Here is a 13,089-nt window from a genome sequence, read left to right as displayed (position 1 = left end):
GCGCCTTATCCATCGTTCAGGCCCGCCGACTAGGGTGCAGACAGACACTCATTCGCAGCGAGGGAGAAGCAGCATGGCGGGTCGACTCGCGGTCGTCGGTGCCGGTCTGATGGGTTCGGGCATCGCCCAGGTGGCGGCGCAGGCGGGCTGGCAGGTGGTGCTGCGGGATCTGGACGAGACGGCGACGAAGCGCGGTCTGGACGGCATCCGGCGGTCGCTGGCGAAGTTCGCGGAGAAGGGCAAGCTCACCGACGACGAGGTCGAGGCGGCACTCGGGCGGATCACCCCCACCACCGAGCTGGAGGCGGCCGGCGACGCGGACATCGTCATCGAGGCGGTCTTCGAGAAGCTGGAGATCAAGCACGAGGTGTTCCGCGCGCTGGACAAGATCTGCAAGGCGGACGCGGTGCTGGCCACCAACACCTCGGCGATTCCGGTGACCCAGATCGCGACGGCCACCGAACGTCCGGAGGCGGTCGTCGGCACCCACTTCTTCTCGCCGGTGCCGATGATGAAGCTCTGCGAGCTGGTGCGTGGCTACAAGACCAGCGATGCCACCCTGGAACGGGCGAAGTCCTTCGCTGAGGAGATCGGCAAGACCGTCGTGGTGGTGAACCGGGACATCGCCGGCTTCGTCACCACCCGGCTGATCTGCGCGCTGGCCATGGAGGCGGTCAAACTGGTCGAGGCGGGCGTCATCTCCGCCGAGGACCTGGACACCGCCTGCCGGCTCGGCTTCGGGCACGCGATGGGCCCGCTGGCCACCGTCGACCTGACCGGTGTCGACGTGTTGCTGAACGCGACCCGCAACATCTACACCGACACGGCGGACGAGAAGTTCTTCCCGCCGGAGCTGTTGCAGCGCATGGCCACCGCAGGCGATCTGGGCCGCAAGACCGGCCAGGGCTTCTACTCGTACTGACGTCGCTGCGGGGGAGGGCCGGTCGGGCCCTCCCCGTGGCTCAGCCGTCGCGGCGGGTGGTCCAGCGGAAGGTGGTCAGGCAGAGCACCAGACCGATCACGCACCAGGCGCCCAGCACCAGGGCGACGCGGGTGAGCTCGAACGAGCCGCCGGGCTCGTCCGCACCGAAGCTCTCCGGCAGGAAAACCGCCCGTAGGCCCTGGCACATCCACTTGAGCGGGAACAACGCCGCCACCTGCTGCATCCAGGTCGGCAGGTTGGTGAAGACGAAGAAGACCCCGGAGATGAACTGGAGCACCAGCGCGACCGGGGTGACCACCGCCGAACCGCTGCGGGCGGTCCGGGCCAGCGACGAGATGGCGATGCCGCAGAGCGTGCAGGCGGTCACCCCCAGGGCGCTGACCCATCCGAAGGTCAACCAGGCCGTGGTGGTGGTCGGCAGGTCCAGGTCGAACAGCGTCACCGAGACCGTGAGCAGCAGTGCGGTCATCACGACGCCGGTCACCAGCACCATGATCACTTTGCCGGCGAACCAGACCCACTTCGGCATCGGCGTACCCCGGTAGCGCTTGAGCACACCCCGGTCCCGCTCGATCGGGATCCAGATGCCGAGGTTCTGGAAGCTGACCGTCATCAGACCGGTCGCGATCATGCCGGTGATGAAGTACTGCGTGTAGCTCACCCCGGGCGCGATCTCCTCGTCGAAGATCGACGCGAAGATCAGCACCATGATGAGGGGGAAGCCCAGCGTGAACACGACGGACTCGCGGCTGCGCAGGAACTGCCGGATCTCCAGTCGCCCCTGACGCAGGGCGAGGCCGGCCGGGCCGCTGCGCCGGGCGGGGGCTGCGGCGGTGACCGGTTCGGCCGGTCTCGTCGTGGTGGTCATCGGTGTCCGATCATCGTCAGGTAGATGTCCTCAAGGGTGGGCCGGGTGACGGTCAGGCCCGGCACCTCACCGCCGAACCGCGCGGCGAGTTCCGCCACCAGCGCCGTCGGCGTCGCGCTCTGCGCGCTGTCCAGCGTGCCGTCGGGGGTACGCCAGGAGACCGTGGCCAGCGCCTCCTGCCGGTTGCCGAGCTGGTTCGGCGCGGCGACCTCGACCAGCCGGCCGGCGGCGATCACGCCCACCCGGTCGGCGAGCGCCTCGGCCTCGTCCAGGTAGTGCGTGGTCAGCACGATGGTGGTGCCGGCGGCGGCGAGATCGCGGATCAGCTCCCAGAACTCCCGCCGGGCCTCCGGGTCGAAGCCGGTCGTCGGCTCGTCGAGGAAGAGCAGTTCCGGGCGTCCCACGATGCCGAGCGCCACGTCGAGCCGGCGCTTCTGGCCGCCGGAGAGGGTGTGCGTACGGGCGCGGGCCTTGGCCGCGAGCCCGACCCGTTCGATCACCTTGTCGGGGTCGTCGGCGTCGGCGTAGAAGCCGGCGAAGTGGTGCACCACCTCGGCGACGGAGAGTTCGTCGAACTCCCCGGTGCCCTGGAACACGATGCCGACCCGCCCCCGCCAGTCGCGCGTCGGGCTGGCCGGGTCGACGTCGAGGACGCGTACCTCGCCGGCGTCGCGCTGGCGGTAGCCCTCCAGGATCTCCACGGTGGTGGTCTTGCCGGCACCGTTCGGCCCGAGCAGGGCGAACACTTCGCCCCGGTGGACGTCCAGGTCCAGGCCGGCGACCGCGAGACTGTCGCCGTACGTCTTGCGCAGCCCCCGGACGCGGATCGCGACGTCGTCACTCATGCCGTCAAGTGTGCGGCCCGCTGGCGCCCGGCGTCCGCACCGGGGGTGGTGGTGGCTGTGTGGTTTTGCACAACCCGCTCTACTGAACGGTAACTTAAACTCCGGCCATGGATGAGAAGGCACTCCCGGGCCGGCTGCCGGAGCGCGACCGCCCCTGGGTGATGCGCACGTACGCGGGGCACTCCTCTGCCGCCGCGACCAACGCACTCTTCCGCCGCAACCTGGCCAAGGGGCAGACCGGCCTGTCGGTCGCCTTCGACCTGCCCACCCAGACCGGGTACGACCCCGACCACGAACTCGCCACCGGCGAGGTCGGCCGGGTCGGCGTCCCGGTGTCGCACCTGGGCGACATGCGGGCGCTCTTCGACGGCATCCCGCTGGCCGACATGAACACCTCGATGACCATCAACGCGCCGGCGATGTGGCTGCTCGGCCTCTACGGCACGGTCGCCGCCGAGCAGGGCGCCGAACTCGCCCGCTGCGCCGGCACCACCCAGAACGACATCATCAAGGAGTACCTCTCCCGAGGCACGCACATCTTCCCGCCGGCCGCCTCGCTGCGACTGACCGCGGACGTGATCGCGTACACGCTGCGCGAGATGCCGCGGTGGAACCCGGTCAACATCTGCTCGTACCACCTTCAGGAAGCCGGGGCCACGCCCGTGCAGGAAGTGGCGTTCGCGCTGGCCACGGCGGTGGCGGTGCTCGACACGGTACGCGAGGGCGACCAGGTGCCGGCGCGGCGGATGGGCGACGTGGTCCAGCGGGTCTCGTTCTTCGTCAACGCCGGGGTGCGGTTCGTCGAGGAGATCGCCAAGATGCGGGCGTTCGGCGCGTTGTGGGACGAGATAACCCGCGACCGGTACGGCGTCGAGGATCCGAAGCAGCGCCGCTTCCGGTACGGCGTGCAGGTCAACTCCCTCGGCCTGACCGAGGCCCAGCCGGAGAACAACGTGCAGCGGATCGTGCTGGAGATGCTGGGGGTCACCCTCTCCCGCGGGGCGCGGGCGCGGGCGGTGCAACTGCCGGCCTGGAACGAGGCGCTCGGCCTGCCGCGTCCGTGGGACCAGCAGTGGTCGCTGCGCATGCAGCAGGTGCTCGCGTACGAGTCGGACCTGCTGGAGTATCCGGACCTGTTCGACGGCTCGCACGTGATGACCGCGCTGGTCGACGAGATCGTCACCGGCGCCCGGGCCGAGCTGGCGACGGTGCTGGAAATGGGTGGCGTGGTCGCCGCCGTCGAGACCGGGTACCTCAAGAGCGCCCTGGTGGCCTCCCTGGCCGGTCGGCGGCGACGAATCGAGACCGGCAGCGACGTGGTGGTCGGCGTCAACCGGTTCACCGAGACCGAGCCGTCACCGCTGACCGCCGCCGGTGCCGAAGCGGTCGTGCAGGTCGATCCCGCCGTCGAGGTCGCTGCCGCAACGGCCGTACGCGCCTGGCGGTCCGACCGCGACCCGATGGCCGTCAACGCGGCACTGGCCCGGCTGCGCGCGGACGCCGCGACCACGAGGAACCTGATGAGCGCCACCCTGGAGTGCGTCCGGGCCGGGGTTACCACCGGCGAGTGGGCGGCGGCCCTGCGCCCGGTCTTCGGCGAGTACCGGGCACCGACCGGGCTGGCGGGCGGGTCCGCCAGCGGCGGTGACGAAGGTCTGGCCGAGGTCCGTGCCCGGGTCGCCGCCACCGCCCGCGAGCTGGGCAGCGGGCGGCTGCGACTGCTGGTCGGCAAGCCCGGCCTGGATGGGCACTCCAACGGCGCGGAGCAGATCGCGGTACGCGCCCGCGACGCCGGCTTCGAGGTGGTCTACCAGGGCATCCGGCTCACCGCTGGGCAGATCGTGGCCGCCGCGGTGGAGGAGGACGTGGACCTGGTCGGCCTCTCCGTGCTCTCCGGCTCGCACCTGGCGGCGGTGCCGGCGGTGCTCGACGGGCTACGCGCCGCCGGCCGACCGGATCTGCCGGTGGTGGTCGGCGGCATCATTCCCGCCCGGGACGCCGAGCAACTGCGGGCGGCCGGGGTGGCGCGGGTGTTCACCCCGAAGGACTTCGCCCTCACCGACATCATCGACGAGCTGGTCACCGTCATCCGGCAGGCGAACGAGCTGTGACGTGGGGTTCCCGGCACGTGGTCGGGAACCGCACGGACGAGGTCTCAGCGGTGGTCGTAGGTCATGCAGTCGGCCATGTCGGCGTCGGGGCCGACCCGGATCGCCGGTGCCTGGCACTCCAACTGCTCGTTGTGCCGGCAGTCGGCGCGTTGGCACGCCCCGACCTGGGCGATCTGCCCGTCGAGGCCGGCCCGGACGGCGGGCATCTCGATGAAGGTGTGGCAGTGGGCGTGGTCCATGCTGCCGATGGTGATGGCGAAGGCGTGACAGTCGCCGGTGTGGTTGTACGCGCAGGCGGCAACCACGCACTCCTGGACCCGGGGCATCTCCATTGCTGCGGTCATGACCCAACCTCCTCCGTTGATTGCCCCAATTTTAGGCTTTAGAGCAGGTTGGGGTGGCGTTTCGGCCGTGCCGGTGGTCCGCGGTCAGACGCGGAAGCCCGCCTCCCGTGCGGCCTGCCGCTCCCGTCGCCGGTCCGCCCGGCGGCGCAGCATCCACGGGAGGAAGAGCACCAGGCCGACCAGGAACACGAGCACCAGCACCGGCAGGATGATCGCGACGAGTGACATCACCACGCTGGTGGCGTCCTCGGCGGTGCTCGCCACCGGCGCGCCCACGCCGGCCGTGGCCGCATTGATCACCGGACGGGCTGTCGATTTCAGCAGATGTACGCCGAACGCGATGAGCACCCCGACCAGCACCGGCAACCACTGGCCGCCGCTGGCGAAGAAGCTGTCCGGGTCGCTCACCGTCACGGTCTCGGACGCGGATCCGGCCCCGAACGCCAACCCGCCGGCCGTCGGCCGGACGACCGTCTGCACCATGTCGTTGACGTGGTCGACCACGGGCACCTTGTCCGCCACGACCTCGACGACGAGCAACACCGCGAGGATGCCCAGCACCCACTCGTTGCCGAGCCACTGCCACCCGCCAGGCAGGTCTATGACGCTGGTGTAGCGGGCCAGCAGCCCCATCGCCAGCAACGGAATGTAGGCGTTCAGCCCCGCCGAGGCGGCGAGGCCGGTACCGGTGAGCACTTCGAGCACCAGCACAGCATGGCACCGGCACGCCAGCGCCGCTCGGTGGCGATGTCCGGTGACTCCGCTACCCTGCTCGGGTGCGGTTGGTGATTGCGAAATGCTCGGTGGACTATGTCGGACGACTCTCGGCCCACCTGCCGCCGGCCACCCGGCTGCTGATGGTGAAGGCGGACGGATCGGTGTCCATCCACGCCGACGACCGGGCGTACAAGCCGTTGAACTGGATGAGCCCGCCGTGCCGGCTGGAGGAGGCCCCGGGGGTCTGGCGGGTGGTCAACAAGGCCGGCGAGGAACTGCGGATCACCCTGGAGGAGATCTTCCAGGACACCTCGTACGAGCTGGGTGTCGATCCCGGGCTGCGCAAGGACGGCGTGGAGGCTCACCTCCAGGAGTTGCTGGCGGCCAACCCCGAGGCGCTGGGAGACGGGTACACCCTCATCCGCCGCGAGTACATGACCGCGATCGGCCCGGTCGACCTGCTCTGCCGGGACGCCAACCAGGGCACGGTCGCCGTCGAGGTGAAGCGCCGTGGCGAGATCGACGGCGTGGAGCAGCTCACCCGCTACCTGGAACTGCTCAACCGGGATCCGCTGCTCGCCCCGGTCGCCGGGGTGTTCGCGGCGCAGGAGATCAAGCCGCAGGCCCGGGTGCTCGCCACCGACCGGGGGATCCGCTGCGTGGTGGTCGACTACGACCGGCTGCGCGGCATCGAGCGGGACGAGCTGACGCTCTTCTAGGCGGTGCCGCGGTCACCGGCCGTAGAGCAGTTTGACCGCCTTCACCAGCCGGGCGACGTCGGCCGGGGTGCGCTCGAACGTGGTCGAGGGCAGCAGTGAACGACCCCGGCGGCGGGTGACGGACTTGGCCCGGGCGAACTCGCGCAGCCCGTCCTCGCCGTGGATCCGGCCGAAACCGGACTCGCCGACGCCGCCGAACGGCAGGGTGGACATGCCGGCGAAGGTGAGCGTCGAGTTGACCGAGGCCATGCCGGAGCGCAGCCGCCGGGCGATCGCGACCGCGCGCCGCTGACCGAAGACCGAACCACCCAGCCCGTACGGCAGGGCGTTGGCCCGGGCGAGCGCCTCGTCGGCGGTGCGGACCCGGTTGATGGTCAGGGTGGGCCCGAAGGTCTCCTCGCGTACGGCGGCAGCCTGCTCCGGCACCTCGACCAGCACCGTCGGGTGCGCGTACGGCGGTCGTACCGCCTCCGGCCCGCCGAGCACCGCCCGTCCGCCCCGGGCCAGCGCGTCCTCGATGTGCCGCCGGATGACGTCGAGCTGACTCGGCATGGTGATCGGACCGATGTCGGCGTCGCTCGGTCCGACGGTGAGCCGCTCCGCGCGCTCGACGACCTTGTCGACGAACGCGTCGAAGACCGGCTCGACGGCGTAGGCCCGTTCGATGCCGATGCAGGTCTGCCCGGCGTTGGTCATCGCTCCCCAGACGCAGGCCTCGGCGGCGGCGTCCAGGTCGGCGTCGGCGTCCACGATCATGGCGTCCTTGCCGCCGGCCTCCAGCAGCACCGGGGTCAGCGACTCGGCGCAGGCCGCCATCACCTTCTTCGCGGTGGCCGTCGAGCCGGTGAAGGCGAGCTTGTCGACGCCGGCCCGGCACAGGGCAGCGCCGACGTCGCCGAGGCCGTGCACCGCGGTGAGCACCGGATGCTCGGGCACCACCTCGGCGAAGCTGTCGACGAGCCACTGACCGACGACCGGGGTGTACTCGCTCGGCTTGAAGACCACCGCGTTGCCGGCCGCCAGCGCGTACGCGATGGAACCGATGGGGGTGAAAACGGGATAGTTCCACGGACCGATCACGCCGACCACGCCATGCGGCTGGTACTCCAGGTGCGCCGAGAACTCGGCCAGGACGAGCCGTGAGCGGACCCGCCGGGGGCCCAGCACCCGCCGGGCGTTACGGGCCGCCCAGTCGACGTGCTCCACCGCGGTCACGATCTCGACGAGTGCGTCGGCGACCGGTTTGCCGCCCTCGGCGTGCATCAGGCCGGCCAACTCCTCCATCCGCTGCGCGATCAGCCGCCGCCAGCGCAGCAGCCGCTCCCGCCGCCCGGTGAAGCCGAGCCCTGCCCACCACTGGCCGGCGGCGCGGGCCCGCTCGACGGCACGTTCGACGTCCACCGCCGCGGCGACCGGAACGCGTCCCGCTTCATCGCCCGTGGCCGGGCTGGTGGAGATCAGGTGGTCGCCTTCAACCGTTGGGGTGCCGGGGGGTAGCACAGCCGTCATGGCGGAAGTCTAGACGCGAGAATTACTCACCGGTAGGGGTGGGGAAACGGGCGAATCCTCCCGGCCGTCCGGGGGGTTGAACCGGACGAACCTCCCGTCCGGCAGACAGTTCCGTTGCCGGCCGCCGTGGAAGATGTGAACACAAAGCACCCGGATGGTTGCCGGTACGCATCCGGCTGGATGGTGAAGGTGGACACCCGCTGGTGAAACGCTGATCCGGGATCGTCGCACGGGTGGAAGGACTGACTGTCCATGGAGGAACATCCGCAACTGATGCCGCTGTTGACGGTGGCTGCCGGGCCGATGCGGGGGCAGCGCTTCCGGCTGCCGCGTCGGCCACAGGTGATCGGCCGCGATCCGGCGGTCGACATCGTCGTGCACGATCCGCACCTGAGCCGTCGACACGTCGAGATCTGGCGCGCCGGGGAGGTCGCCTCTCTGGTGGATCTCGGTTCCACCAACGGCACCTGGGTGAACGACCGGCGGGTCACCGAGGTCGTCCGGCTCAGCGACGGCGACGTGATCCGGATCGGCGGTACCGAGCTGAGGTTCTTCGACCCGGGCGTGGCCCGGACGGACCCGGTGGGCCTGAGCTTCGAACTGCCCCGCCAGGAGCGGCGACCGAACCGACCGCTGCCCGCCACGGTCGCGACACCGGTGGTGCCCGGGCAGGCCGGCGCGGCAGCCGTGGCCGGCGTCCGCCGCTGACGACCGAGCCTCGGTCACCACGCCGGGCCGGCCGCAGATGGGTGCCGACCATATGGACCGGCGGTGTCGATCGTGGCAGCATGCCGCGGATGGAGACCCAGCAGCAGGTCGTCACCGCGAACGGAATCACCCAGGCCGTCCGGGTGGCCGGACCCGTCGACGGCGTACCGGTGCTGCTCGTGCACGGCAACTGTTCCTCGGCCGCCTTCTGGGAGCCGCTGGTGCGCCGCCTGCCGGAGACCGTCCGAGTGGTCGCGCCGGATCTGCGTGGCTACGGTGCCACGCAGACCGCCCCGGTCGACGCCAACCGTGGCCTGACCGACTTCGCCGACGACGTGGCGGCGTTGCTCAACGAGCCGTCGCTCTTCGTCGGGGGCGCCCGGCCCCTGGTGGTCGGCCACTCGCTCGGTGGCGGAGTGGCGATGCGCCTGCTGGTGGACCACCCCGACCGGATCGCCGGGCTGCTGCTCGCGGCACCGGTGTCCCCGTACGGCTTCGGCGCCACCCGCGACCTGGCCGGCACCCCGACCACGCCCGACCTCGCCGGCTCCGGCGCCGGCACGGCGAGCGGCGACTTCGTCGCGCGGCTGGCCGCCGGTGACCGCGGCACCGAGGCGCGGACCAGCCCGCGCAGTGTGCTGCGGGCGGCGTACGTGGCGGACCCCGCCAGCCTCGGCGACGACGAGGAACTGCTGCTCGACAGCCTGCTTTCCACCGCCACCGGCCCGGACAACTACCCCGGCGACGCGGTGTCCTCGACGAACTGGCCGGGTAGCGCGCCGGGTGGCCGTGGCGTGCTCAACGCGCTCGCGCGGTTCCGGGTCGCCGAGGAGCTGGTGGCCGTGACACCCAAGCCTCCGGTCACCTGGATCCGCGGTGAGTCTGACGTGATCGTCTCGGACACCTCGCTGTTCGACCTGGCACAGCTCGGAGCGCTGGGCGTGGTGCCCGGCTGGCCCGGGGCGCAGGCGTGCCCACCGCAGCCGATGATCGGGCAGATCCGTGCGGTGCTCGACCGGTACGCCGCCGCTGGCGGAAGCTACCGGGAGGTGGCGCTGCCCGGCTGCGGGCACAGCCCACACCTGGAGCGCCCGGCGGAGTTCGTCGCGGAGTTGCTCGCTCTCGCCGGGGTCGCTCCGGTCTGAGTCGGGCCACTCAGGTCCGCGCCGGGGTCGCTCCGGTCTGACCAGCCCGGAGCGCCCGCCTGTCCGCCAGGTGGGTAAACCGGGCATCGGTGACATGTGCCACGGCGCCTCGACAACCGTGCGTCACGTGGCAGACTCGCGCGCATAACCTTAGCGGCCGTTCATGTCGGGCCGTGTCGTTGCGGACAGGGGAGGCCGGGTCGTGGCGCGCGAGTTCACCAGCGTGGGTGTGGTGGGTCTGGGCACCATGGGTGCCGGCATCGTCGAGGTCTTCGCCCGCAACGGCATCGACGTGGTGGCCGTGGAGATCTCCGACGCCGCGCTCGACCGTGGGCGGGCGAACCTGACCGGCTCGACGGACCGGGCGGTGGCCAGGGGCAAGCTCGCCGAGGCCGACCGGGACGCCCTGCTGGCCCGGGTCACCTTCGCCGTCGGTCTGGACGCGCTGCACTCGGTGGATCTGGTGATCGAGGCGGTGCCCGAGCACCTCGATCTCAAGCAGCGGCTCTTCGCCGAGTTGGATCGGGTCTGCAAGCCCGAGGCCATCCTTGCCACCAACACCTCGTCGCTGAGCGTAACCGAGATCTCCGTGGCCACCACGCGTCCCAACCAGGTCGTCGGCATCCACTTCTTCAATCCCGCGCCGGTGATGAAGCTGGTCGAAGTGGTACGCACGGTGGTCACCTCAGCCGACGTGGTGGCCGACGTGGAGGCGCTCTGCGGACGGCTCGGCAAGGTCGATGTGACGATCAGTGACCGGGCCGGGTTCATCGCCAACGCGTTGCTCTTCGGCTACCTCAACCACGCCGTCGACATGTTCGAGTCCCGGTACGCCACCCGTGAGGACATCGACGCGGCCATGAAGCTCGGCTGCGGACTGCCTATGGGGCCGCTCGCGCTGATGGACCTGATCGGCCTGGACACGGCGTACGAGATTCTGGACACCATGTACCGGCGTGGTGGCCGGGACCGCCGGCACGCCCCGGTGCCGTTGCTCAAGCAGATGGTGACCGCGGGGCTGCTCGGGCGGAAGTCCGGCCGGGGGTTCTACACCTACGAGCGGCCCGGTTCGCCGAAGGTCGTACCGGACGAGCAGACGCCGACCACGACGGAACCGGCACGGTCCGACGCGGCCGTGACCAAGATCGGCATCGTGGGTTCCGGGACGATGGCCACCGGGATCATCGAGGTCTTCGCCACGGCGGGCTACGAGGTCGTGTCGGTGACCCGGGGCGCGGAGCAGTCGGCCAAGGTCTTCGAGGCGGTGCAGACCTCGCTCAACAAGGGCGTGGTCCGGGGCCGGCTCAGCGAGGCGGACCGGGACGCCGCGCTCGGCCGGATCAACTGGTCGGCGACGCTGGACCACCTGGCCGACGTGGATCTGGTGGTCGAGGCGGTGGTCGAGGAACTCAGCGTCAAGAAGGCCCTCTTCGCCAGCCTGGACGAGATCTGCAAGCCGGGCGTGGTGCTGGCGACCACCACCTCGTCGCTGCCGGTGATCGAGGTGGCGATGGCCACCCAGCGCCCGGCCGACGTGGTCGGTCTGCACTTCTTCAACCCGGCCCCGGCGATGCCGCTGGTGGAGATCGTCCGGACGATCCGTACCTCGGCCGAGACCATCGCGACCGCTCAGGCCGTCAGTGCCACGCTGGGCAAGACCGGTGTGGTCTGCGGTGACCGGTCCGGTTTCATCGTCAACGCGCTGCTGTTCCCATATCTCAACGACGCGGTGCGGATGCTTGAGGCCAGCTACTCCACCACCGACGACATCGACCACGCGATGAAGCTGGGCTGCGGTTACCCGATGGGCCCGTTCGAACTGCTCGACGTGGTGGGCCTGGACGTGGCGCTGGCCATCCAGCGGGAGTTGTACCTGGAACTGCGTGAGCCCGGGTTCGCCCCGGCGCCGCTGCTGGAGCACCTGGTCACCGCGGGCTACCTGGGCCGCAAGACCGGCCGTGGCTTCCGCGACCACACCCGCCGCTGACCGGGTCACGACAGCTCGACCGTACGCTTGACGACGTGAGTCCCCGTCGCAACCGTCCCCGCCGCGACGACGCGGTGCGCCTCGACACCGAGCGTGCCCGGCACGGCGTCGCCGCCATCCAACAGTGGCGGGACGGCGAGTGGCAGGTACGCGGCATCAGCGGCGGCGCGTCCACCAAGACGTACCGCTGCCCCGGGTGCGACCAGGAGATCCGGCCCGGCGTGGCACACCTGGTCGCCTGGCCGGCGGACGGCCGGGGTGACCTGACCGACCGGCGGCACTGGCATACCGGCTGCTGGCGTGCCCGCGACCGCCGGGCCCCGGTCATCCAGCGCGGGCGTCGGAACGGGAGACTGGAAGCATGAGCACACCGATTCGTGCCTCCTCGGTCCTGCCGGGGCACCGGGAGGACATCGAGCTGCACACCGCGGATGAGCTGCGGTTGGTCGGCGAGTTGGCCCGCCCGGTCGACCGGGAACCGGCCGCGACCCTGGTCTGCCTGCACCCGCTGCCCACCCACGGCGGGATGATGGACAGCCACGTCTTCCGGAAGGCGGCCTGGCGACTGCCCGCCCTGGCCGACGTGGCCGTGCTCAGGTTCAACACCCGGGGCACCAGCAGTGTGCGCGGCACCAGCGAGGGCAGCTTCGACTCCGCCGTCGGCGAGCGCTTCGACGTCGCCGCCGCGATCGAGTACGCCGAGTTCCACGAACTGCCGAACGTCTGGCTGCTGGGTTGGTCGTTCGGCACCGATCTGGTGCTGCGCTACGGCTGCGACCCGGCGGTGACCGGCGCGATCCTGCTCTCCCCGCCGCTGCGCTACTCCGGCCGGTCCGACCTCGACCAGTGGGCCGAGTCGGGCAAGCCGCTCACCGCGCTGGTGCCGGAGTTCGACGACTACCTGCGTCCGGAGCAGGCCCGCGAGCAGTTCGCGGTCGTGCCGCAGGCCGAGGTCGTCGGCGTACCCGGTGCCAAGCACCTCTGGGTCGGTGACGCCGAGACCGTGCTGGACGAGGTGGTCCGGCGGGTCAACCCGGCGGTGCCGGTGCCGCTGCCGACCACCTGGGACGGCCCGATGGAGACCGGCGACGCCAGCGCGTACGCCGACCGGACGGTCGCCGCGTTCGCCGACACGCCGGTGTCCGGCCCACCGCAGCGTCAGGCCGACTGAGCTCGCGGTACTGATCTGCCCT

General features: G+C 71.0%; 13 protein-coding genes. 8 read left to right on the top strand and 5 right to left on the bottom strand.

The genetic code is table 11. The features are described 5' to 3' along the window. Nucleotides 1-73 precede the first annotated feature (73 nt). Nucleotides 74-922, top strand: a complete 849-nt coding sequence (locus KBX50_RS07425; protein WP_210935782.1) for a 3-hydroxyacyl-CoA dehydrogenase family protein — start codon at nucleotides 74-76, stop codon at nucleotides 920-922. Between the two features lie 40 nt (nucleotides 923-962). Here the strand turns inward: KBX50_RS07425 and KBX50_RS07420 are convergent, their stop codons facing one another. Together KBX50_RS07420 and KBX50_RS07415 are read right to left on the bottom strand one after the other, a co-directional pair. Next, the gene (locus KBX50_RS07420; RefSeq protein ID WP_210935780.1) at nucleotides 963-1,811 is read right to left on the bottom strand and encodes an ABC transporter permease; all 849 of its coding nucleotides are present in this window, start codon (nucleotides 1,809-1,811) and stop codon (nucleotides 963-965) included. Then, entirely contained in the window at nucleotides 1,808-2,656 is an 849-nt protein-coding gene (locus tag KBX50_RS07415; RefSeq protein ID WP_210935778.1) for an ABC transporter ATP-binding protein, read from the bottom strand. The genes KBX50_RS07420 and KBX50_RS07415 overlap by 4 nt, the downstream gene beginning before the upstream one ends. Nucleotides 2,657-2,763: 107 nt before the next feature. Here KBX50_RS07415 and KBX50_RS07410 point away from each other — a divergent pair, with 107 nt between their 5' ends. Continuing rightward, the gene (locus KBX50_RS07410) at nucleotides 2,764-4,767 is read left to right on the top strand and encodes a protein meaA (RefSeq protein WP_210935776.1); all 2,004 of its coding nucleotides are present in this window, start codon (nucleotides 2,764-2,766) and stop codon (nucleotides 4,765-4,767) included. A 44-nt stretch (nucleotides 4,768-4,811) separates the two neighbouring features. Here KBX50_RS07410 and KBX50_RS07405 read toward each other — a convergent pair whose 3' ends face one another. Further along, nucleotides 4,812-5,111, bottom strand: a complete 300-nt coding sequence (locus KBX50_RS07405; RefSeq protein ID WP_210830096.1) for a DUF1540 domain-containing protein — start codon at nucleotides 5,109-5,111, stop codon at nucleotides 4,812-4,814. Between the two features lie 84 nt (nucleotides 5,112-5,195). After that, entirely contained in the window at nucleotides 5,196-5,816 is a 621-nt protein-coding gene (locus KBX50_RS07400; RefSeq protein WP_210935774.1) for a DUF4126 domain-containing protein, read from the bottom strand. A gap of 71 nt (nucleotides 5,817-5,887) precedes the next feature. Between KBX50_RS07400 and nucS the strand changes: the two genes are divergently transcribed. Further along, a complete protein-coding gene (gene nucS / locus KBX50_RS07395; RefSeq protein WP_093410627.1) occupies nucleotides 5,888-6,547 on the top strand; it encodes an endonuclease NucS in 660 nt (219 codons plus the stop codon). 12 nt (nucleotides 6,548-6,559) lie between these two features. Here the strand turns inward: nucS and KBX50_RS07390 are convergent, their stop codons facing one another. Further along, nucleotides 6,560-8,056, bottom strand: coding sequence for an aldehyde dehydrogenase family protein (locus KBX50_RS07390; protein ID WP_210935773.1), 1,497 nt, complete (start codon nucleotides 8,054-8,056; stop codon nucleotides 6,560-6,562). Nucleotides 8,057-8,308: 252 nt separating this feature from the next. On the opposite strand from KBX50_RS07390, the gene KBX50_RS07385 reads away from it, so the two are divergent. From KBX50_RS07385 to KBX50_RS07365, 5 genes are all read left to right on the top strand, one after another. Continuing rightward, nucleotides 8,309-8,764 carry an FHA domain-containing protein gene (locus KBX50_RS07385; protein WP_210935772.1) on the top strand — a complete coding sequence of 152 codons (456 nt, stop codon included), beginning with the start codon at nucleotides 8,309-8,311 and terminating at the stop codon, nucleotides 8,762-8,764. A gap of 80 nt (nucleotides 8,765-8,844) precedes the next feature. Continuing rightward, the gene (locus tag KBX50_RS07380) at nucleotides 8,845-9,909 is read left to right on the top strand and encodes an alpha/beta fold hydrolase (protein WP_374224583.1); all 1,065 of its coding nucleotides are present in this window, start codon (nucleotides 8,845-8,847) and stop codon (nucleotides 9,907-9,909) included. Between the two features lie 202 nt (nucleotides 9,910-10,111). Further along, nucleotides 10,112-11,896 (top strand): 3-hydroxyacyl-CoA dehydrogenase family protein, encoded by a 1,785-nt coding sequence (locus KBX50_RS07375; protein ID WP_210935770.1) that lies wholly within the window; start codon nucleotides 10,112-10,114, stop codon nucleotides 11,894-11,896. A gap of 74 nt (nucleotides 11,897-11,970) precedes the next feature. After that, a complete protein-coding gene (locus KBX50_RS07370) occupies nucleotides 11,971-12,261 on the top strand; it encodes a hypothetical protein (protein WP_210935999.1) in 291 nt (96 codons plus the stop codon). Further along, the gene (locus KBX50_RS07365) at nucleotides 12,258-13,067 is read left to right on the top strand and encodes an alpha/beta hydrolase (RefSeq protein ID WP_210935769.1); all 810 of its coding nucleotides are present in this window, start codon (nucleotides 12,258-12,260) and stop codon (nucleotides 13,065-13,067) included. The genes KBX50_RS07370 and KBX50_RS07365 overlap by 4 nt, the downstream gene beginning before the upstream one ends. Nucleotides 13,068-13,089: the final 22 nt, after the last annotated feature.

This window comes from Micromonospora sp. C51 (assembly GCF_018070435.1).
Taxonomy (GTDB): domain Bacteria; phylum Actinomycetota; class Actinomycetes; order Mycobacteriales; family Micromonosporaceae; genus Micromonospora; species Micromonospora sediminimaris.
This window is presented reverse-complemented; position numbering and strand designations above follow the sequence as displayed.

Bases quoted from the DNA above. Each gene is read 5' to 3' on its own strand.
- KBX50_RS07380 (WP_374224583.1), top strand. From the start codon at position 8,845: ATGCCGCGGATGGAGACCCAGCAGCAGGTCGTCACCGCGAACGGAATC.
- KBX50_RS07410 (WP_210935776.1), top strand. From the start codon at position 2,764: ATGGATGAGAAGGCACTCCCGGGCCGGCTGCCGGAGCGCGACCGCCCC.
- KBX50_RS07420 (WP_210935780.1), bottom strand. From the start codon at position 1,811: ATGACCACCACGACGAGACCGGCCGAACCGGTCACCGCCGCAGCCCCC.
- KBX50_RS07385 (WP_210935772.1), top strand. From the start codon at position 8,309: ATGGAGGAACATCCGCAACTGATGCCGCTGTTGACGGTGGCTGCCGGG.
- KBX50_RS07415 (WP_210935778.1), bottom strand. From the start codon at position 2,656: ATGAGTGACGACGTCGCGATCCGCGTCCGGGGGCTGCGCAAGACGTAC.
- KBX50_RS07405 (WP_210830096.1), bottom strand. From the start codon at position 5,111: ATGACCGCAGCAATGGAGATGCCCCGGGTCCAGGAGTGCGTGGTTGCC.
- KBX50_RS07425 (WP_210935782.1), top strand. From the start codon at position 74: ATGGCGGGTCGACTCGCGGTCGTCGGTGCCGGTCTGATGGGTTCGGGC.
- KBX50_RS07390 (WP_210935773.1), bottom strand. From the start codon at position 8,056: ATGACGGCTGTGCTACCCCCCGGCACCCCAACGGTTGAAGGCGACCAC.
- KBX50_RS07365 (WP_210935769.1), top strand. From the start codon at position 12,258: ATGAGCACACCGATTCGTGCCTCCTCGGTCCTGCCGGGGCACCGGGAG.